The following is a 19942-nucleotide window of genomic DNA, read 5'->3' as shown; positions in this document are numbered from 1 at the left end:
GCGCACGCGCATTGCTTCGCATATCGACGAGGGGGAGCGAATGAACTGGGGAATCCGCATGCGAACGGCGGTCGTGGCGGCCGCGTTGTCGGCGAGCGCATCGGCGATCGCCGCCGGCTCCGCGGTGGAGCCGGGCCGATATCTGTACGTCGAAGGCGGCAGCGCGCACGGCGTGCTGACCGTCAAGGGCAGCACCTTCACTGTCGAAACGATCGGCGGCAACTGCCATACCTGCTCGCTGAGCGGCACGCTCAAAGGGCGCGTCGGCGTGGTGAACGACGGCGACAAGGTATGCCGCATCGCCGTATCCGGCGGGCAAGGCGTCGTCAAGCTGGACGCGTCCGGCTCGGACGCGTGCCGCGACTATTGCGGCATGCGCGCGTCGTTCGACGGCGAATATCGCCGCCCGCCCGCCGCGTGCACCGACCGGTCGCGGGCCGTGCGCACCGAGCAATCGCACAAGCAGTACGCGGCGCGGGATTACGATGCGGCGCGCGCGACGCTGATCTCGCTGCTTGCCGAGTGCGGCGGCTTCATGAACTGGATCGAGCAAGACCGGGCGAAGAGCGACCTGGCGCTGACCGAATACCATCGCGGCGACCATGCGCGATGCGTGGCCGCGCTGTCCGATACGGTCGCCTATCGCGCGCAGCAGGAGCACAGCGATTCGTTCGGTCTGCCGCCGTGCGATGCCGACAACTATCGTTCGACGGGCGACGCGATCCTGCACAACCTCGCCCTCTGCCAGACGCCGGCGAAGCGCTGACGCGCGAGTCTCGCACGCCGGTCGCGGCGAACGCGCGTTGCCCGGGGGGCAGGGCGGCGCGCGGATCGCCCGTCGCGATCGCAATGACTGCAAGGGTCGCGCCGAACGCAGCGAACGCGTCGCGCGATCTCGCGACGCTTACGTTCAAGTCCGCGTTCGACACGCGGCTCCGCCATCGCTAGCCGAGCGTCGATCGCTTGACCTTCCCACTGTGGGAAGATTCATCCTTCGATCACCTCACATCCCTCGGAGAAGCAACATGAAGCTCGAAGTGAAAGACATGTCGTGCGGCGGCTGCGCGAACGCGATCACGCAGGCGATCACGGCCGTCGATCCGTCGGCGACCGTTTCGGCCGACATTACGTCGAAGGTCGTCGAAGTCGGCTCGACGCTCGGCGCCGAGCGCGTGGCGGCCATCATCGAAGCCGCGGGCTTTCGTCCGGCCGTCCTGACGGCATGAGATGCGCGAGGCCGGCGCCGTCCCGCGCGGCTCGTCACCACGCGCAGGATGGCGCGCGAAGCGCCGATGCGCGCCGCGCGGGCTTCGTCAGGTTTTCACGGTACGCAGCCGCAGCGCGTTGCCGATAACCGACACCGAGCTCGCCGCCATCGCGGCGCTCGCGATGATCGGGCTCAGCGTGATGCCGAACCACGGATACAGCACGCCCGCCGCGACCGGAATGCCGACCGCGTTGTAGACGAACGCGAAGAACAGGTTCTGGCGGATGTTCCTCATCGTCGCGACGCTGAGCGCGCGCGCCCGCGCGATGCCGCGCAAGTCTCCCTTCACGAGCACGATCCGCGCGCTGTTCATCGCGACGTCGGTGCCCGTGCCCATCGCGATGCCGACGTTCGCCTGCGCGAGCGCAGGCGCATCGTTGACGCCGTCGCCCGCCATCGCGACGACGTGTCCCTGCTGCTGCAGCGCCTGCACGTGCCGGTACTTGTCCTCGGGCAGCACACCCGCCTTCACGCCGTCGAGCGACAGCGCCTTCGCGACCGCGTTCGCGGTGACCGGGTTGTCGCCCGTCAGCATCACGATGCTCGCGCCTGATGCCTTGAGTAGCTGCACGGCGTCGGGCGTCGTTTCCTTGATCGGATCCGCGACGCCGACGTAGCCCGCGAGCCGCCCGTCGATCGCGACGTACATCACCGTCTGGCCGGCTTCGCGCAGACGGTCCGCTTCCGCTTCGACCCACGCGCAGTCGACTACGAGATCGGCCATCAGGCCTGCGTTGCCGAGCGCGACCGCGTGTTCGTCGATCACGCCTTTCACGCCTTTCCCGGGCACGGAATCGAACGATTCGACCGGCGTGCGCGCGGCGCCCGCCTGCTTCGCCTGTTCGATGATCGCCTGCGCGAGCGGATGTTCGCTCGCGCCTTCGAGGCTCGCCGCGTAGCCGAGCAAGACGCGCTCGCCGCGCGCATCGAGCGCGACGACCGTCTGAACGCGGGGCCGGCCCTCCGTCAGTGTGCCCGTCTTGTCGACGACGACCGTGTCGATCTTTTCCATCAGCTCCAATGCTTCGGCATCCTTGATGAGCACGCCTTCGCGCGCGCCGCGGCCGACGCCGACGATGATCGACACGGGCGTCGCGAGGCCGAGCGCGCACGGGCACGCGATGATGAGCACGCTGATCGCGATGACGAGCGCGTTCGCGAGCGCGGGCGCCGGCCCGAACGTCGCCCACGCAGCGAACGCGACCGCGGCGAGCGCGATGACGGCGAGCACGAACCAGCCGGACACCTGATCGGCGAGCTTCTGGATCGGTGCGCGCGAGCGGCCCGCCTCGGCGACCATCTGCACGATCCGCGCGAGCAGCGTGTCGGTGCCGACTTTCTCCGCGCGCATCACGAACGTTCCCGTCTGGTTGACGGTCGCGCCCGTCACCTTGCTGCCTTCCGTCTTCTCGGCCGGCATCGATTCGCCGGTGATCATCGATTCGTCGACGCTCGAATGCCCTTCGACGACGACGCCGTCGACCGGAATCTTCGAACCGGGCTTCACGCGCAGCGTGTCGCCGACGACGACCGCTTCGAGGGGCACGCTCTCCTCGGCGCCGTCCGGCTTCACGCGCACCGCCGTATGCGGCGCGAGCTGCAGCAGATCGCGGATCGCGCTCGACGTGCGCGAGCGCGCGCGCAATTCGAGCACCTGGCCGAGCAGCACGAGCGTCACGATCACCGCCGCCGCCTCGAAATAGAGCGGGATTTCGTGGCCGCTGCGGAACGCCTGCGGGAGTGCGTCGGGAAAGAGCAGCGCGAACATGCTGAACACGTACGCGGCCGCGACGCCGAGCGCGATCAGGCTGAACATGTTGAGCCGCCGCGTCACGAACGACTTCCAGCCGCGCGCGAGAAACGGCCAGCCGCCCCACAGCACGACAGGCGTCGCGAGCGCCGCCTGCACGCATTGCGACCACGACGCGGACATCCCGTGCGGCAGCGGCCAGCGCGCGAGGAGCGCGTCGATGCTCATGCCGATGTCAAACGGCAACACCATCCGGCCCATCGTCATCAGCACGAGCGGCACCGACAGCGCGAGCCCGACCCAGAAGCGCTTCGTCATCGATTCGAGCTCGGGATTCCTTTCTTCGACGGCGCCGGGCGCGAGCGGCTCGAGCGCCATGCCGCAGATCGGACAGTTGCCCGGCGCGTTTGCGCGTATCTGCGGATGCATCGGGCACGTATAGATCGCGCCAGGCTTGGTTGCGGATTCGCCGGCCGGCTGGTTCGGCGTCCCGACGAATTTATGCGGCGATGCGCGAAACGTCGCCAGGCATTTTTCGCTGCAGAAGCGATACGTCCGGCCCTGGTAGTCGCGCCTGAGTTTCGCGTCGATCGGCACGTTCATTTTGCAAACCGGATCGACGACTGTTTCGCCGGGCTTCGATGCATCGTGCGTGTCGCGCGCGCGATGCGGATCGCGCTGCTCGTTCGTGTCGTGGCGGTGATCGTGATGGACATGTGCGTCGTGCATGGCAAGCGCTCCAGTCGCGTCTGTGAATGTCGGTTTCTCCCGCGTCGGCGAGCTTCGGCGAGACGCATTGCGTCATCGCGGCGCCGCACCGTGTGGCTGCTTCGAATCGTCTTTCGATGTTGCGCTTCTCCGGCCGGCTTCGCGAGCGCGGGAGACGGAAGCTCGCGGGCCGGTGTCGCTAGCGGTGCCGCTCATGGTCGTCTTCGGAATCGCGGCGCGCATCGTTCCCGGATGCGCGCCGGTGTCGATGTCCGCGACGCATGACAAGATGGGCGGGCGGACCGGCGAGCAGCAACAGATACGGCGGGAAGCCAAGAAGTGGGTAACGGTGGCGAGGCAGCGGCACGAACGCAGCGATCGCGCGGACTGCCCTTCCGCATCCGACGATACCCGCGCACGGCAAGCAATCCCGAATCGCGTTGCGAGCGGGTCGGCGACCGTTGCAATTTCGAATCGATAGAACGCTTTCAATTCGGGGGCCTGAACATCGTTCGACGGCGGATGATCATTCCACTGTAGTGCCGGTTGCAAGGTGCGAATTGATATGCCTCAATCGAGCCCCGCTACTTGCCGGCCGCCGCGCGGATCGAACGGGCATCGTGCAAAGATTCGAAATAGCGGCGCGCGGCGGCGCGCACGTTGCCTGTTGTCCGCTCGCGCAAGTCGACTGTTGACGCAAATCAAGCTGATCCGGAACCGCATACGTAGCATCGATTCGAAGCCGGCGCGGCCGATCCGGGACCGGCCGATCCGGGACCGGCCGTCCGGAACCGGCCGTCCGCGATCGGCGCGACGCCTTCCCGGCGAACAGCAACGGAGGTAGCAGATGCGACATCACTCATCGATCCCGCAAGCCGCGGCGGCGTGGACACATCTCGTCCGGGCGGCGGCGCTCGCCGTGCTCGCGTTCGCGTTGTCCGGCTGCGGCTACAACGCGATCCAGGTGCAGGACGAGCAGGTGAAGGCGAGCTGGTCGGAAGTCCTGAATCAGTATCAGCGCCGCGCGGATCTCGTGCCGAATCTCGTCAACACGGTGAAGGGCTACGCGAATCAGGAGCGCGACGTGCTCACGCGCGTCACCGAGGCGCGCGCGCAAGTCGGCTCGATTCGCGCGACGCCCGAGCTGCTGTCCGATCCGCAGGCATTCGCGAAATTCGAGGCCGCGCAAGGGCAACTGACGTCGTCGCTGTCGCGGCTTCTCGTCGTGTCGGAGAACTATCCGCAACTGAAGTCCGATGCGAACTTCCGCGATCTGCAAGCGCAGCTCGAAGGCACCGAAAACCGCATCACGGTCGCGCGCAACCGCTACATCCGCTCGGTGCAGGCCTACAACACGACGATCCGCTCGTTCCCGAGCAACCTGACCGCAACGGCGTTCGGCTACAAGGAAAAGCCGAACTTTGCGGTCGCGAACGAAGCGGAGATCTCGAAGCCGCCGCGCGTCGACTTCGGGTCCACGCCCGCGCCCGCGCCGGCCGCCGGAGCCTCGAATTGAAGTTCTTTCGTGCGGCGTGCCTCGCCATCCTCACGTTCGCGTCGCTCGGCGGCGTCTGCCGCGGCGAGCAGCCGGTGCCGCCGCTCGCCGCGCGCGTGACGGACGCGACGGGCACGCTGACGGACGCCCAGCGCGCGACGCTCGAACAGTCGCTGAAGGACTTCGAAACGCGCAAGGGCAGCCAGGTCGCCGTTCTGATCGTGCCGACGACGCAGCCCGAGACGATCGAGCAGTATTCGATTCGCGTCGTCGAGCAGTGGAAGCTCGGCCGCGCGAACGTCGACGACGGCGTGCTCCTCATCGTCGCGAAGAACGATCGCACGCTGCGCATCGAAGTCGGCTACGGCCTCGAGGGCGTGCTGACCGACGCGACGAGCCATCGCATCATCGACGAGGTCATCGTGCCGAGCTTTCTGCGCGGCGACTTTTACGGCGGAATCTCGGCGGGCGTCGGCAGCATGATGCGCGTGATCGAAGGCGAGCCGCTGCCGCCGCCGCGCGCGCGGCGCGGCGAAGACGGCGGGCCCGGCCGTTTGCTGCCGGTGCTGTTCGTGATGACGATCGTTGCGGGCGGCGTGCTGCGCGCGGTGTTCGGCCGGTTCGCGGGCTCGGTCGTCACGGGCGGCGCGGTCGGTTTCGTCGCGTGGCTGTTGTCCGGCGCGCTACTCGTCGCGGTCGCGGCGGCCGCGATCGCGCTCTTCTTCACGCTGTTCGGCGGCGGGATGGGCGCGCGCGTCGGCGGCCCGTTCATCGGCGGCCGCGGCGGCGGCTGGGGCGGCGGACAGGACGGCTTCCGCGGCGGCGGCGGCGGGTTCGGCGGCGGCGGCGCATCCGGGAGATGGTGATGGATATCGGACGAATCGCGCGACATCTGCTGATGACGCGCTGGCGCGTCGGCGCCGCGTTTCCGAAGCGCACGCTCGGCAAGATCGAGCAGGCGGTCAAGGCGAGCCACGGGAAGCACGTCGGGCAGTTGCGCTTCGCGGTCGAGGGCGCGCTGCACGCATCGATGCTCTTCAAGGGGGTGACTGCACGCGAGCGGGCGATCGATGTGTTCTCCGAACTGCGCGTCTGGGACACCGAGCACAACAACGGCGTGCTCATCTATCTGCTGCTCGCCGATCACGACGTCGAGATCGTCGCCGATCGCGGCATACATGCGCGCGTCGACAGTGACGACTGGGAAGAGATTTGCCGCGCGATGGAGGCCGAGTTCCGGCGCGGCCGCTTCGAGGCGGGCTCGATCCACGGAATCGAGCGCGTGACCGCGCTGCTCGCGCGGCACTATCCGTCGCGCAGGGCGCCGGGCGACGAGCTGTCGAGCGCGCCGGTCGTGTTGTGACTCGCATACGGCGCCGCGGCGCGCTCGCGCGGTTCGTCCGGTGTGGCGAAACGTGAGCCGGCTGGTGCTCGAAGTCGCACAACGCCGCGCCGCCGCGCCGCGTGCCGACAGGTCGCGGGCAGCAGCCCGGCCGCACGCCAGAACCTGTTCGAACGCAACGAACGACTTGCGCCCGCTGCGCTATACTTTTGCGCGATGAAGATGCTTCGCCTGCTCCTCGTGCTGCTGTGGTGCGCGACGCTGCCCCTGACCGGGCTGGCGGCGAGCGGCCTTGTCGGCGATTGTCCGATGCAGCGGACGATGTCGATGGGCGACGGCGGCGCAATGCCGCCGATGCAGGACTGCGAATCAATGAAGTCGTCGACCGTCGACAAGAGCGGCAAAGCGAAGGACGTCTTCTGCAAGGTGATGGTGCAATGCCAGTTCGGCAGCCTTTACCATCCGATGCCGGCGCCCGACCTGGTCCGTCCCGCGGGCTCGAGCCGCCAGGTCGCCTTCCATTACGCGAAGTCGCTCACCGTCCGCGAGCCGGGCGGATGGTGGCGACCTCCGCGCACCGCCTAACCCCTCTCCGATAGGTTCGCCGCACGCGCGGCGGGATCGTCCCGTATTCGGGACGCGGAATCCCTCGGGGATTCCATCGCTGGGGTTCAAGATATGCATTTCATGTTTCGCGCGCCGCGTGGCCGGCGTGCGCGCCTGCGCGCGCGCACGCTCGTCGCGGCGCTCACGTTCGCGAACGCCGCCGCGGCGTTCGCCCAGCAGACGTCTTTCACGCTCGACGCCGCGCTGCAATCCGCCACCGATCGATCGGCGGCGATGCAGGCGGCGCAGGCATCCGTCCAGGCGAGCGCCGAGCTCGTCGTCAAGGCCGGGCAGCTGCCCGATCCGATGCTGAAGGCCGGCATCGACAATCTGCCGATCGACGGTCCGCAGCGATTCACGATTGGCCAGGAATCGATGACGATGCGCCGCATCGGCATCGAGCAGGAGTGGGTGCCGGGCGACAAGCGCCGGCTGCGCGCCGCGCTCGCGAACGAAGTCGTCGGCCGCGAGCGCGCCGGCTATCTCGCGCAGCTCGCGAACGTCCGTCAGCAGACGGCCGTCGCGTGGCTCAACGCCACTTATGCGAAGAAGGCGCTCGCGCTGCAGCGCGAGCTCGTCGACGCGATGAATCGCGAGCTCGCCGCGACGCAGGCCGCGTATCGCGGCGCGAAGGCGATGGCCGCCGACGCCTTGCAGGCGCGGGCGCTGCTCGCACAGGCGCGCGACCAGCAACTGAAGGCGCGGCAGGCATTCGACGTCGCGCTGATCGACCTGTCGCGCCGGACCGCCGTGCCGGTGTCCGACGTGTCGGGCGAGCCGCCCGCGCCGGTGTCGTTCGTGCCGTCGCTGCCGTCCGACGAGCTGAGGCACGTGCAGCCGACGCTGATCGCAGCCGACGGCGACGTCGCGGTCGCCGACGCCGATGTCGCCGTCGCGAGCAGCGAGCGCCGTCCGAACTGGACGTGGGAGATCGCGTATCAGCAGCGCGGTGCGCCGTACGCCAACATGGTGTCGATCGGCGTCACGATCCCGCTGCCGCTCAATCGCCGCGACCGCCAGAATCGCGACGTCGCCGAGAAGCGCGCGCTCGCGACGAAGGCGCGGCTGATGTACGAGGATGCGCGGCGCCAGGTCGAGGCGGACATTCGCACGCAGTCGGCGACGCTCGCGAGCGGCCGCGCGCGTCTCGCGGAGCTCGATCGATCGCTGCTGCCCGCGGCCGACGAGCGCGTGCGGCTCGCCGACGCCGCGTATCGCGCGGGCGCAGGCTCGCTCGCCGACGCGTTCGCCGCTCGCCGCGCACGGCTCGATGCCCGGCTGCAGGTGCTCGATCTCGAGCGCGACGTCGCGCAGACGTGGGCGCAGCTCGAATACCAGGTCGTCCCCTCGACGACGGTTGCCGCACAGTGAAGGAGCGCACATGAACCACACTCGCTTGATGCGTGCGGCGCTGATGACGTTCGCCGCCGCTGCATTGCTGGGCGCTGGCTATTTCGCCGGCGCTCGTTTCGCGCCGCACGGGAACGGAGCCGCGACTTCGGCCGCGGCCGGTGCCGCGAACACCGCGAACACCGCGAACACCGCCGACAAAATCGACCCGAAGACGGGCAGAAAGGTGCTGTACTGGCACGACCCGATGGTGCCGAATCAGCATTTCGACAAGCCCGGCAAGTCGCCTTTCATGAACATGCCGCTCGAACCCGTCTATGCGGATGACGGCGGCGGCGCGGTCGGCGTGCGCATCGATCCCGGCCTGCAGCAGAACCTCGGCATCCGCTACGCGACCGTGCGCCGGCGCGACGTCGACGAAAGCATCGACGCGATCGGCACGACGCAATTCGACGAATCGCGCTCGGCCGTCGTGCAATCGCGCGTGACGGGCTATATCGACCGTTTGTACGCGAGCGCGCCGATGCAGCGCATTGCGAAGGGCGCGCCGGTCGCGTCGCTGTTCGTGCCGGACTGGCTCGCGCCGCAGGAGGAATATCTCGCGCTCAAGCGCGGCGGAATGGAGGCGGAGCTGCTTGCCGCGTCGCGTGCGCGGATGCGTGCCTTGTCGATTCCCGACAGCGTGATCGCGAGCCTCGACCGGACGGGGCGCGCGCAGACGCACGTCGCGCTCGCGTCGCCGGAGACGGGCGTCGTCAGCGAACTGAACGTGCGCGACGGCGCGATGGTGACGCCCGGGCAGACGATCGCGAAGATCGCCGGATTGTCGACGCTGTGGCTCGTCGTCGACGTGCCGGAGTCACTGGCGTCCGACCTGCGGCCCGGCCTGCGCGTCGATGCGACGTTCGCGGGCGATCCACGGCAGCGCGTGAAGGGAACGATCCGCGAGATCCTGCCGGGCGTCAGCGCGACGACGCGCACGCAGCAGGCGCGCCTCGAGATCGACAACCACGCGCTTGCGCTCACGCCGGGCATGCTGATGCGCGTGCGCGTCGGCGCGCGGAAGGCGGCGCCCCGGCTCGTCGTGCCGTCCGAGGCGGTGATCGCCACGGGCAAGCGCTCGGTCGTGATCGTCAGGAGCGCTGACGGTCGGCTGCGGCCCGCGGACGTGACGGCCGGCCGCGACGTCGGCGACGAGACCGAGGTGCTGGGCGGGTTGAGCGAAGGCGAAACGGTCGTCGCGTCCGGCCAGTTCCTGATCGACTCCGAAGCGAGTCTGAAGTCGGTGCTGCCGCGGCTCGAAGCCGATGCGTCCGGCACGCGCGCAACGACGGGCGATGCCGCCGCCGCGCACGCGGCGAGCGCGGCTTCGTCATCGGCGGCGGCTTCGTCGCGATCGACGCCGACGTCGCGGACCGCCGCCGCGCCGACCTACGAAACCATCGGCAAGATCGAAAATATCACCGCGACCGATATCACGTTCTCGCATCGACCGGTGCCGGCGCTCGGCTGGGGCGCGATGACGATGTCGTTCGGCAAGCCCGCGCCCGACGCGTTCGCGAGCGTGAAGACGGGCGATACGGTGCGCTTCGCGTTCAAGGCAACCGGCGACGGCTATCAGCTGACGAAGGTCGAACCGGTCGGAGGCGCACGATGATCGCGCACGTCATTCGATGGTCGATCCGCAATCGCTTCCTCGTGCTGCTCGCTGCCGCGCTCGTCGCCGCGTGGGGCGTGGCGTCGCTGAGCCGAACGCCGCTCGACGCGCTGCCGGACCTGTCCGACACGCAGGTGATCGTCAAGGCATCGTATCCGGGCAAGGCGCCGCAGGTGGTCGAAGATCAGGTCACCTATCCGCTGACGACGACGCTGCTCGGCGTGCCGGGCGCGAAGTCGATCCGCGCGTATTCGTCGTTCGGCGACGCGTTCGTCTACGTGCTGTTCGACGACAAGACCGATCAGTACTGGGCGCGCTCGCGCGTGCTCGAGTATCTGAGCCAGGTGCAGAGCCGGCTGCCGGCGGGCGCGACGGTCGCGCTCGGGCCGGATGCGACGGGCGTCGGCTGGGTCTACGAGTACGCGCTCGTCGACAAGACCGGGCGGCACGATCTCGGTCAATTGCGCGCGCTCAACGACTGGTTCCTGAAGTTCGAGCTGAAGGCCGTGCCGGACGTCGCCGAAGTCGCGAGCATCGGCGGGATGGTGCGCCAGTACCAGGTCGTGCTCGATCCCGACAAGCTGCGTGCGTTCGGCATCACGCAGGCGGCCGTCGCCGGCGCGCTCGGCAAGGCGAACAGCGAATCGGGCGGCTCGGTCGTCGAGATGGCCGAGTCCGAGTACATGGTGCGCTCGAGCGGCTACCTGCGTTCGCTCGACGACTTCCGCAACGTCGTGCTGCGAACGAGCGATACCGGCACGCCGGTGCTGCTCGGCGATGTCGCGCGCGTCCAGATCGGCCCGGAGATGCGGCGCGGGATCGCCGAGCTGAACGGCGAAGGCGAAGTCGCGGGCGGCGTGATCGTGATGCGCTCCGGCAAGAACGCGCTCTCGACGATCGACGCGGTGAAGGCGAAGCTCGCCGATCTCGAGCGCTCGCTGCCCGCGGGCGTCGAGCTCGTGACGACGTACGACCGCTCGCAGCTGATCGAGCACGCGGTCGACAACCTGAAGGGCAAGCTCGTCGAGGAGTTCGTGATCGTCGGGATCGTGTGCGCGGTGTTCCTGTTTCATCTGCGCAGCGCGTTTGTCGCGATCCTGTCGCTGCCGCTGGGCGTGCTCGCCGCGTTCATCGTGATGCGCTATCAGGGCGTCAACGCGAACCTGATGTCGCTCGGCGGCATTGCGATCGCGATCGGGGCGATGATCGACGCGGCCGTCGTGATGATCGAGAACGCGCACAAGCATCTCGAAGCGTACGAACACGAGCATCCGGACGTGCCCCTCGCGGGGGCCGCTCGCTGGGAGCTGATCGCGGCATCCGCAGCGGAGGTCGGGCCCGCGCTCTTCTCCTCGCTCCTGATCATCACGCTATCGTTCGTTCCGGTGTTCGCGCTCGAAGGTCAGGAGGGCAAACTATTCGCGCCGCTTGCGTTCACGAAGACGTATACGATCGCCGCGGCAGCCGGATTGTCGGTCACGCTCGTACCGGTGCTGATGGGCTATCTGATTCGTGGTCGCATTCCGCGCGAGGCGTCGAATCCGCTCAATCGCCTGCTCGTGAGGCTCTACCGCCCGCTGCTCGAAGCGACGCTGCGGCGGCCGTGGCTTGCGATCGGCATCGCGGTCGCGGCGCTCGTCGTCACCGCGATTCCGCTGTCGCGCCTGGGCGGCGAGTTCATGCCGCCGCTCGACGAAGGCGATCTGCTGTACATGCCGACCGCGCTGCCGGGCATCTCCGCGCAGAAGGCGGCCGAGCTGCTGCAGCAGACCGATCGCCTGATCAAGACGGTGCCCGAAGTCGCGACCGTATTCGGCAAGTCGGGCCGTGCGGATACCGCGACCGACCCGGCGCCGCTCGAGATGTTCGAGACGACGGTCCGCTTCAGGCCGCGCAGCGAATGGCGGCCCGGGATGACGCCCGAGAAGCTCGTCGACGAGCTCGATCGCGTCGTGAAGGTGCCGGGCCTGTCGAACGTCTGGGTGCCGCCGATCCGCAACCGGCTCGACATGCTGTCGACCGGCATCAAGACGCCCGTCGGCGTGAAGATCTCAGGCGCGGATCTCGCGCAGATCGACCGGATCGCGACGCAGGTCGAAGCGGCGGTGAAGGGCGTGCCGGGCGTCACGTCGGCGTTCGCGGAACGCCTGAACGGCGGGCGCTACGTCGATGTCGACATCGGCCGGCGCGCGGCCGCGCGCTACGGGCTGTCGGTCGGCGACGTCCAGTCGGTCGTCGCGTCGGCAATCGGCGGCGAGAACGTCGGCGAGGTGATCGCCGGGCGTGAGCGCTTTCCGATCAACATCCGCTATCCGCGCGAGGTTCGCGATTCGCTCGAGAAGCTGCGGCAGTTGCCGATCGTCACCGAGCGCGGCGCGCAGATCCTGCTCGGCGACGTCGCGGCGGTGACGATCGCCGACGGGCCGCCGATGATCCGCAGCGAGAACGCGCGACTGTCGGGTTACGTGTACGTCGACATTCGCGGCGTCGACCTGAAGACGGCCGTCGACGCGATGCAGCGCGCGGTCGCGCAGCGAGTCGCGCTGCCGCCGGGCTATTCGATCGCGTGGTCCGGACAGTTCGAGTATCTGGAACGCGCGGCCGCGAAGCTGCGCTCGGTGATTCCGGTGACGCTCGTCGTGATCTTCGTGTTGCTGTTCCTGACGTTCGATTCGGCGGCGGACGCGCTGCTGCTGATGACGACCGTGCCGTTCGCGCTCGTCGGCGGATTCTGGTTCGTCTGGATGCTCGGCCATGCGGTGTCGGTCGCGACGGCGGTCGGCTTCATCGCGCTAACGGGCGTGGCGGCCGAGTTCGGCGTCGTGATGCTGCTGTATCTGAAGAGCGCGTTCGACCGGCGCGTCGCCGCCGGCGAGCAACCGACCGACGCGATGCTTGCCGACGCGATCCGCGAAGGCGCGGTGCTGCGCGTGCGGCCGAAGGCGATGACGATCGCCGTCGTGCTCGCGGGCCTCGTGCCGATCATGGTCGGGCATGGTTCGGGTTCCGAAGTGATGCAGCGAATCGCCGCGCCGATGGTGGGCGGCATGGTCACGGCGCCGCTGTTGTCGATGTTCGTCATTCCCGCCGCATGGTTCCTGTTGCAGCGCCGCCGCGTGCGCAGCGCGGGCCGCGCGCCGCTTTCCCCCGTTGCCGGCCGCGCCGGCGCGGATCTTCCATCCGTTCACACTGGAGAACCTCGATGAAGCAATCGATCGCTGTACTGATGACGTTCGCGGCTGTCGTCGCCGCCGCACCCGCAATCGCCGCCGACGGGATGGCCGGCATGAACATGCCGATGCAATCGAGCGGCGCGTCGAAGCCGTCCGATGCGGCGTTGACCGACGCGGTGGTCAAGAAGGTCGATCTCGCGACCGGCATGGTCACGCTGAAGCACGGCGCGCTCGACAACGTCGGGATGCCGTCGATGACGATGACGTTCAAGGCGAAGGACGCCGCGATGGCGAAGGGCGTTCATGCGGGCGACAAGGTGAAGGTGCGCGTCGAGAACGTCGATGGCGTGATGACCATCGTGAAGCTCGAGAAGTAGACGCCACGCGCGGCCCGCTGCGCGCATCGCGGCGGGCCTGTCACCGTTGGGGCAGGCTAGCTCGCGACGATCGCTTCGCATGCTTGCCGGGGCGGGCGATGCGCATGCTTCGTGCGCGCCGCGTGGCGCGCAGCCGCACGAAGGGAGGCAGAAAATCCGGAGAAACATCGCTCGCCGTCGCGAGCGGATGGTCTATTGTTTTATTTATCCGTGCTGCAACGCCGACAGAACAAGAGCCTTGGCGTGATCTGCGCCCCGTCCCGGCCGGCTGCCGTCGATTCGTAAATTAAGGAGGCGAAAGATGCAGCGATTGGAACATGCGCTCAAGCGCGTCAAGGCCGGCACCGGCATGCCGATCGATTTCTCCGGCACGTGGAAGAACGAGCTCGGCTCGACGATGCAGATCGAGCAATCGGACGACAGCGTGACGGGCACGTACAGAAGCGCGGTCAGCGAAACGGGCGGTTCGACGAGCGGCGAGCTGATCGGCTACGTCGACGGCGACCTGATTGCGTTCATCGTTCACTGGGATCAGTTTCAGGCGATTACCGCGTGGGTCGGACAGTGCGAGCCCGGCACGTCGAACGACAGGATCAACACGCTATGGCAGATGACGCAGCAGGTGGAGGCGGGCGACGAGTGGGCGTCGATCAACGCGGGAGCCGACACATTCGTTCGGGTTTGATGAGGGCGTGACGCTCGAGGGTTCGGTGCGAGCGATCCGCGGCGTTGCGCGGCGGATCGCTCGCCCGGCGGTGCGCGATTACTCCACCGTCACCGATTTCGCGAGATTGCGCGGCTTGTCGACGTCGGTGCCGCGCGCGCAAGCGGTGTGATATGCGAGCAATTGCAGCGGCACGACGTGCAGGATCGGCGACAGCGGCCCGTAATGCTCGGGCATCCGGATCACGTGCAGCCCTTCGTCGTTGACGATGTGCGTGTCGGCATCGGCGAACACGTACAGCTCGCCGCCGCGCGCGCGCACTTCCTGCATGTTCGACTTCAGCTTCTCGAGCAGCGTGTCGTTCGGTGCGACCGTCACGACCGGCATCGCTTCCGTCACGAGCGCGAGCGGCCCGTGCTTCAGCTCGCCCGCGGGATACGCTTCCGCGTGGATGTACGAGATTTCCTTCAGCTTCAGCGCGCCTTCGAGCGAGATCGGATAGTGCAGCCCGCGGCCGAGGAACAGCGCATTCTCCTTGCGCGCGAACTCTTCGGACCACGCAATGATCTGCGGCTCGAGCGCGAGCACGCTGTTCAGCGCGGCGGGCAGGTGGCGCAGCTGCTTGAAGTAGTCGGCTTCGCGCGCCGCGTCGACGTGGCCGCGCAGCTTGCCGAGCGTCGCCGCGAGCACGAACAGCGCGACGAGCTGCGTCGTGAACGCCTTCGTCGACGCGACGCCGATCTCGGTGCCCGCGTGCGTGAGAAATTGCAGCTCGGTGAGGCGCACCATCGCGCTCGTCGCGACGTTGCAGATCGCGAGCGTGTGTGCGTGGCCGAGCGCCTGCGCATGCTTGAGCGCGGCGAGCGTATCGGCCGTCTCGCCCGATTGCGAGATCACGACGACGAGCGAGCGCGGGTTCGGCACCGATTCGCGATAGCGGTACTCGCTCGCGATCTCGACCTGCGTCGGGATCTTCGCGATCGATTCGAGCCAGTACTTCGCGGTCAGGCCCGAGTAGTAGCTGGTGCCGCAGGCGAGGATCAGCAGGCTGTCGATGCCGGCGAACACGCCGGCCGCCTTGTCGCCGAACAGCGACGGATCGAACGCGTCGGCTTGCGGAATCGTGTCGGCGATCGCACGCGGCTGCTCGAAGATCTCCTTCTGCATGAAATGCCGGTACGGGCCGAGCTCGACCGCGCCGCCGTACGCGTTGACGACGCGCACTTCGCGCTCGGCGCGCGCGCCGCTGCGATCGACGAGCTGCACGCCGTCGAGCGTCAGCTCGCAGACGTCGCCTTCCTCGAGGAACGTGAAGTGGTCGGTGCTGCCGGCGAGCGCGAGCGCGTCGGACGCGAGGAAGTGCTCGCCCTGGCCGAAGCCGACGACGAGGGGCGACCCCTGACGCGCGCCGACGACTGTGTGCGGCTCGTCCTTGTGGATCACCGCGATCGCGTACGCGCCGTGGAGCTGCTTGACGGCTTCCTGGACGGCGGCGAACAGGTTGCCGCGATAGAGGCTGTGGATCAGGTGCGCGACGACTTCGGTGTCGGTCTGCGACACGAACTCGTAGCCCTTGCCGCGCAGCGTCTCGCGCAGCGTTTCGAAGTTCTCGATGATGCCGTTGTGCACGAGCGCGAGCGCGTTCGACGAGAAGATCGGGTGCGCGTTGTGCGTGACGGGCGCGCCGTGCGTCGCCCAGCGCGTGTGCGCGATGCCCGTCGTGCCCCCGAGATGCGACTCGCGCGTCTGCGCATCGAGATCGGCGACGCGCGCGACGCTGCGCGCGCGCTTCGGCGCGCCCGGCGTAGGGGCGTCGGTGTCGAGCACCGCGACGCCGCACGAGTCGTAGCCGCGATACTCGAGACGGCGCAGTCCTTCGATCAGCACCGGAACGATGTTACGTTGCGCAACTGCGCCGACAATCCCGCACATGAAATCTATCCTCGAAACTCGACAATGATGCGGGCGCGTCCGTGCGCGCCCGAAAAACGGTTCAGCTCTTCTTCTTGACGGGGCGCACGTAGCCGCTCTTCGCGGTCTGCGTCTTGTCGTTCAGCACGAGCATGCCTTCGGCGACGTCTTTCCAGACCGTCGTGCCCGCCGCGATCGTCACGCCGCGGCCGACGCGCACCGGCGCGACGAGCTGCGTGTCCGAGCCGACGAACACGTCATCCTCGATGATCGTGCGGAATTTGTTCGCGCCGTCGTAGTTGCAGGTGATCGTGCCCGCGCCGATGTTGACGCGCGCGCCGATGTCGGCGTCGCCGAGATAGGTCAGATGGTTCGCCTTCGAGCCGTGGCCGAGCGTCGCGTTCTTCACCTCGACGAAGTTGCCGACGTGCGCTTCGTCGGCGAGCACCGCGCCCGGCCGCAGCCGCGCGTACGGGCCGACGACGGTGTGCGCGCCGAGCGCCGCGCCGTCGAGATGCGAGAACGCGTCGATGCGCGCGCCCGCGGCGACCGTCGCGTTGCGGATCACGCAGTTCGCGCCGATCGTCACGCGGTCGGCGAGCGTCACGTCGCCTTCGAACACGCAGTTCACGTCGATCGATACGTCGCGGCCGCACGTGAGCGTGCCGCGCACGTCGATGCGCGCCGGATCGGCGAGCGTCACGCCACCGGCGAGCAGCGCGTCCGCGAGATTGCGCTGGTGAATGCGTTCGAGCTCGGCGAGCTGCGCCTTGCTGTTGACGCCGAGCGTCTCCCATTCGTCGTCCGGCTGCGTCGTGACGATCTCGAAGCCCGCTTCGATCGCCTGCTCGACGACGTCGGTCAGGTAATACTCGCCCTGCGCGTTGTCGTTGCCGAGCGCACCGAGCCACATCGACAGCTGCGCGGTCGGCGTGACGACGATGCCCGTGTTGATCTCGGCGATCTTCAGTTCGTCGGCCGTCGCGTCCTTCTGCTCGACGATGCGCGTCACGCAGCCCGCCTGATCGCGCACGATGCGCCCGTAGCCGGTCGGATCGTCGAGCGTGACGGTCAGCACGCCGTAGCGCGCGTCGGTCGCGGCGTCGACGAGGCGCTTGAGCGTCGCCGTGCGCGTGAGCGGCACGTCGCCGTACAGCACGAGCGTCGGCTGCGACGGATCGAGAAGCGGCAGCGCCTGGCGCACCGCGTGCCCGGTGCCGAGCTGCTGCTCCTGCACCGCGAACTGCACGTCGGGCGCGGCGACGGCCGCCTGCACCTGCTCGGCGCCATGGCCGACCACGACGACGAGCCGGGACGGCGCGAGCGCGCGGGCGGTATCGATCACGTGGGAGAGAAGGGGCCTGCCGGCCAGAGGATGAAGCACTTTCGGCAGCGCCGAACGCATGCGCTTGCCGGTGCCTGCCGCCAAAATCACGATATTCATGGCGCCAGTTTCGTAGGGAGAGTTCGAAGCTGGCCATTCTAGCATGCAGGCCCCCGCCGGCGCGGGCGCGCGGCGGGCCGGGAGGGGCGCGTCGGCCGCCGGCGGGCGGGGCGGCGGACGGGCAGTGCGGCTCGCGCGAATGTCGGGGCGGAGCGGGGGCGGCGGGCAGGCGATCGCGCCGGAAATCGGGGCGCCGCGCTGCCGGCGAGGGCGGGCAACGAGCGCCGAGCGACGCGCTTCGACGCGCGGCAGGTGTCTCGCACGCCGCGCGGATCGGGGCGGCGGCCGGCTTGCCGCAAGCGCGTGCCGCGCGGATCAGGTCGGCGCCGGGCCCGGGGCTGGCCGCGTGCGCTGCGCGCGCACGGCGAGACCGGCTCGGCTCGCGGCGAGCCAGGTGTCGACTCGCTCGCGAATCGCACGTTCGCCATCGCTCATCCCGTTCGCTCCTTCGAAGTGACGCGTCCGATTTCATTGCGCGCGCCGCGCGTCACACACGTCGCATCGCCGTACGCGATTCGCGGCGCAGCGGGATCGCGTTCGGATTTCTTTTGCACATGCAGCGTCTGGCCAATGTTTTACAGTCCTGAAGGAATGATGTTCGGACATCTGAATAAACGAGAGTCTCCCCTCGAATCGTTTTCATCGTCAGCGGCGTGTCACAGACGAAACGCAGACTCCGGCTCGCATCACGCGGCGGCAGCCCGGCGACATGGACCGATCGCGCCGCACGCGGCTTTTCAGGGGAGGGACAGTGAGTCAGGATCAGAACAATTCGTCGGCGCATTTCCACACGCGCCGGCGTCTCATCAGCGCGGCCGCCGCGGCGCTCGCGAGCTCGGTCGGCCTCGCGAGTTGCGGCGGCGACAGCGTCGGCGACGGTTCGGGCGGCGCGCAGGCATTGGCCGCCGCATCGTCGGGAGCCGACACGGCGCGACGCGACGCATCGTCGCCGCAGCCGCCGCAATTGCCGCCGCCCGGGCAGTCGGGCATCGATCACGTCGTGCTCGTCGTGATGGAGAACCGCTCGTTCGACCATTACTTCGGCTGGCTGCCCGGCGCGAACGGCAAGCAGGCGGGCCTGCAGTTCCAGGATGCGTTCGGCGACATGCAGAACACGTTCCGGCTCGCGATCAGTCCGCTGTACGGCTTTCAAGGCTGTAATTTTGCGGATCCGGATCACAGCTACACGGGCGGCCGCATTCAGATGAACGGCGGCAAGATGGACGGCTGGCTGAAGACGCCCGACACGAACCAGACGGCGGGCGACCTGTTCCCGATCGGCTACTACCTCGGCGAGGATCTCGCGTTCTTCGGCCCGTGCGCGCAGAACTGGACGGTCTGCGACCAGTACCATTGCGGGATTCTCGCGGAGACCTATCCGAACCGCTTCTATCTGATGTGCGGCGAGACGGACCGGATCGTCAACACGTCGACGGTGTCGCAGTTGCCGACGATCTTCGATCGCTTCGCCGCGAAGGGCGTGTCGTCGACGTACTACTACAGCGACGTGCCGTTCACCGCGCTGTTCGGCACGAAATATCTCGGCATCTCGAAGCTGTTCTCCGAATTCCTCGTCGACGCGGCGGCGGGCGCGCTGCCCGCGTTCTCGTACGTCGATCCGCGCTTTCTCGGCGAGAACCCGGAAGGCGTGTCGGGCGACGATCATCCGAACTCGGACATCCGCAACGGCCAGGCCTTCCTGAACCAGATCTACGACGCGGTGCGCAACGGCCCCGGCTGGCAGCGCACGCTGCTCGTCGTCACGTACGACGAATGGGGCGGCTTCTTCGATCACGTCGCGCCGTTCCAGCGCCCGGTGTCGACCGCCGAAGCGCTGCTCGGCAACGACGGCTATCTCGGCTTTCGCGTGCCGCTCGTGCTGATCGGGCCGACCGCGCAGCGCGGCTACGTGAGCCACTGGCAGTTCGATCCGAGCTCGATCCATCAATTCCTGATGTGGCGCTTCGGCCTCGATCCGCTCGGCGTGCGCAGCACGCTGTCGGACACGAACTCGATCGCGTACGCGCTGAATTTCTCGTCGCCGAATGATTCGGCGCCGGCATTCAGCGTGCCGACCGGCCCGTTCGGCAACGTGTGCTCGAACACGGTCACGGGCGCGCTGACGAGCGCGGCCGGCATTCCGGGCATCAGCGATCTGCGCGCGGCCGCGACGACGCTCGGCTTTCCTTCACCCTGAA

Annotated in this window: 16 protein-coding genes; 12 read left to right on the top strand and 4 right to left on the bottom strand. The window is 68.3% G+C overall.

From position 1 onward, the window contains the following. The first annotated feature begins 58 nt into the window (after positions 1-58). Together BG90_RS06455 and BG90_RS06450 are read left to right on the top strand one after the other, a co-directional pair. A complete protein-coding gene (locus BG90_RS06455; protein WP_025989605.1) occupies positions 59-766 on the top strand; it encodes a hypothetical protein in 708 nt (235 codons plus the stop codon). Positions 767-1025: 259 nt separating this feature from the next. After that, positions 1026-1226 carry a heavy-metal-associated domain-containing protein gene (locus tag BG90_RS06450; RefSeq protein WP_010101129.1) on the top strand — a complete coding sequence of 67 codons (201 nt, stop codon included), beginning with the start codon at positions 1026-1028 and terminating at the stop codon, positions 1224-1226. Between the two features lie 87 nt (positions 1227-1313). Here BG90_RS06450 and BG90_RS06445 read toward each other — a convergent pair whose 3' ends face one another. After that, the gene (locus BG90_RS06445) at positions 1314-3746 is read right to left on the bottom strand and encodes a heavy metal translocating P-type ATPase (protein ID WP_010113501.1); all 2433 of its coding nucleotides are present in this window, start codon (positions 3744-3746) and stop codon (positions 1314-1316) included. Positions 3747-3924: 178 nt separating this feature from the next. Further along, entirely contained in the window at positions 3925-4092 is a 168-nt protein-coding gene (locus tag BG90_RS37240) for a DUF2933 domain-containing protein (RefSeq protein ID WP_232288853.1), read from the bottom strand. A gap of 480 nt (positions 4093-4572) precedes the next feature. Here BG90_RS37240 and BG90_RS06440 point away from each other — a divergent pair, with 480 nt between their 5' ends. From BG90_RS06440 to BG90_RS06400, 9 genes are all read left to right on the top strand, one after another. Continuing rightward, positions 4573-5241: a LemA family protein gene (locus BG90_RS06440; protein ID WP_010101131.1), complete on the top strand. Its 669-nt coding sequence runs from the start codon at positions 4573-4575 to the stop codon at positions 5239-5241. Then, positions 5238-6086, top strand: coding sequence for a TPM domain-containing protein (locus BG90_RS06435; protein WP_010113504.1), 849 nt, complete (start codon positions 5238-5240; stop codon positions 6084-6086). Before BG90_RS06440 ends, BG90_RS06435 begins: the two co-directional genes overlap by 4 nt. After that, entirely contained in the window at positions 6086-6583 is a 498-nt protein-coding gene (locus tag BG90_RS06430; protein ID WP_010113506.1) for a TPM domain-containing protein, read from the top strand. The genes BG90_RS06435 and BG90_RS06430 overlap by 1 nt, the downstream gene beginning before the upstream one ends. Before the next feature lie 195 nt (positions 6584-6778). Beyond that, positions 6779-7147 (top strand): hypothetical protein, encoded by a 369-nt coding sequence (locus tag BG90_RS06425; protein ID WP_010113509.1) that lies wholly within the window; start codon positions 6779-6781, stop codon positions 7145-7147. A 93-nt stretch (positions 7148-7240) separates the two neighbouring features. Continuing rightward, positions 7241-8539 (top strand): TolC family protein, encoded by a 1299-nt coding sequence (locus BG90_RS06420; protein ID WP_010113511.1) that lies wholly within the window; start codon positions 7241-7243, stop codon positions 8537-8539. Between the two features lie 10 nt (positions 8540-8549). After that, on the top strand, positions 8550-10175 hold the full coding sequence (locus BG90_RS06415) for an efflux RND transporter periplasmic adaptor subunit (RefSeq protein ID WP_025989606.1): 1626 nt from the start codon (positions 8550-8552) through the stop codon (positions 10173-10175). Then, positions 10172-13381: an efflux RND transporter permease subunit gene (locus BG90_RS06410; protein WP_010113515.1), complete on the top strand. Its 3210-nt coding sequence runs from the start codon at positions 10172-10174 to the stop codon at positions 13379-13381. Before BG90_RS06415 ends, BG90_RS06410 begins: the two co-directional genes overlap by 4 nt. Then, a complete protein-coding gene (locus tag BG90_RS06405) occupies positions 13378-13725 on the top strand; it encodes a copper-binding protein (RefSeq protein WP_010113517.1) in 348 nt (115 codons plus the stop codon). The genes BG90_RS06410 and BG90_RS06405 overlap by 4 nt, the downstream gene beginning before the upstream one ends. 301 nt (positions 13726-14026) lie before the next feature. After that, complete coding sequence (locus tag BG90_RS06400; RefSeq protein WP_010113518.1) at positions 14027-14410, top strand: avidin/streptavidin family protein; 384 nt, start codon at positions 14027-14029, stop codon at positions 14408-14410. A 78-nt stretch (positions 14411-14488) separates the two neighbouring features. Here BG90_RS06400 and glmS read toward each other — a convergent pair whose 3' ends face one another. Both glmS and glmU read right to left on the bottom strand, forming a co-directional pair. After that, positions 14489-16321: a glutamine--fructose-6-phosphate transaminase (isomerizing) gene (gene glmS, locus BG90_RS06395; protein ID WP_010113520.1), complete on the bottom strand. Its 1833-nt coding sequence runs from the start codon at positions 16319-16321 to the stop codon at positions 14489-14491. Between the two features lie 61 nt (positions 16322-16382). Continuing rightward, a complete protein-coding gene (gene glmU / locus BG90_RS06390) occupies positions 16383-17744 on the bottom strand; it encodes a bifunctional UDP-N-acetylglucosamine diphosphorylase/glucosamine-1-phosphate N-acetyltransferase GlmU (RefSeq protein WP_010113522.1) in 1362 nt (453 codons plus the stop codon). A gap of 751 nt (positions 17745-18495) precedes the next feature. Here glmU and BG90_RS06385 point away from each other — a divergent pair. Beyond that, positions 18496-19941 (top strand): alkaline phosphatase family protein, encoded by a 1446-nt coding sequence (locus tag BG90_RS06385; RefSeq protein ID WP_010122857.1) that lies wholly within the window; start codon positions 18496-18498, stop codon positions 19939-19941. The last annotated feature ends 1 nt before the right edge of the window (position 19942 follow it).

The sequence above is a fragment of the Burkholderia oklahomensis C6786 genome, assembly GCF_000959365.1.
GTDB classification, from domain to species: domain Bacteria; phylum Pseudomonadota; class Gammaproteobacteria; order Burkholderiales; family Burkholderiaceae; genus Burkholderia; species Burkholderia oklahomensis.
This window is presented reverse-complemented; position numbering and strand designations above follow the sequence as displayed.

Coding starts and splice junctions, on each gene's coding strand:
- BG90_RS06400 (WP_010113518.1), top strand. CDS start 14,027: ATGCAGCGATTGGAACATGCGCTCAAGCGCGTCAAGGCCGGCACCGGC.
- glmU (WP_010113522.1), bottom strand. CDS start 17,744: ATGAATATCGTGATTTTGGCGGCAGGCACCGGCAAGCGCATGCGTTCG.
- BG90_RS06420 (WP_010113511.1), top strand. CDS start 7,241: ATGCATTTCATGTTTCGCGCGCCGCGTGGCCGGCGTGCGCGCCTGCGC.
- BG90_RS06410 (WP_010113515.1), top strand. CDS start 10,172: ATGATCGCGCACGTCATTCGATGGTCGATCCGCAATCGCTTCCTCGTG.
- BG90_RS06425 (WP_010113509.1), top strand. CDS start 6,779: ATGAAGATGCTTCGCCTGCTCCTCGTGCTGCTGTGGTGCGCGACGCTG.
- BG90_RS06445 (WP_010113501.1), bottom strand. CDS start 3,746: ATGCACGACGCACATGTCCATCACGATCACCGCCACGACACGAACGAG.
- BG90_RS06450 (WP_010101129.1), top strand. CDS start 1,026: ATGAAGCTCGAAGTGAAAGACATGTCGTGCGGCGGCTGCGCGAACGCG.
- BG90_RS06455 (WP_025989605.1), top strand. CDS start 59: ATGCGAACGGCGGTCGTGGCGGCCGCGTTGTCGGCGAGCGCATCGGCG.
- glmS (WP_010113520.1), bottom strand. CDS start 16,321: ATGTGCGGGATTGTCGGCGCAGTTGCGCAACGTAACATCGTTCCGGTG.
- BG90_RS06430 (WP_010113506.1), top strand. CDS start 6,086: ATGGATATCGGACGAATCGCGCGACATCTGCTGATGACGCGCTGGCGC.
- BG90_RS06415 (WP_025989606.1), top strand. CDS start 8,550: ATGAACCACACTCGCTTGATGCGTGCGGCGCTGATGACGTTCGCCGCC.
- BG90_RS06405 (WP_010113517.1), top strand. CDS start 13,378: ATGAAGCAATCGATCGCTGTACTGATGACGTTCGCGGCTGTCGTCGCC.
- BG90_RS06440 (WP_010101131.1), top strand. CDS start 4,573: ATGCGACATCACTCATCGATCCCGCAAGCCGCGGCGGCGTGGACACAT.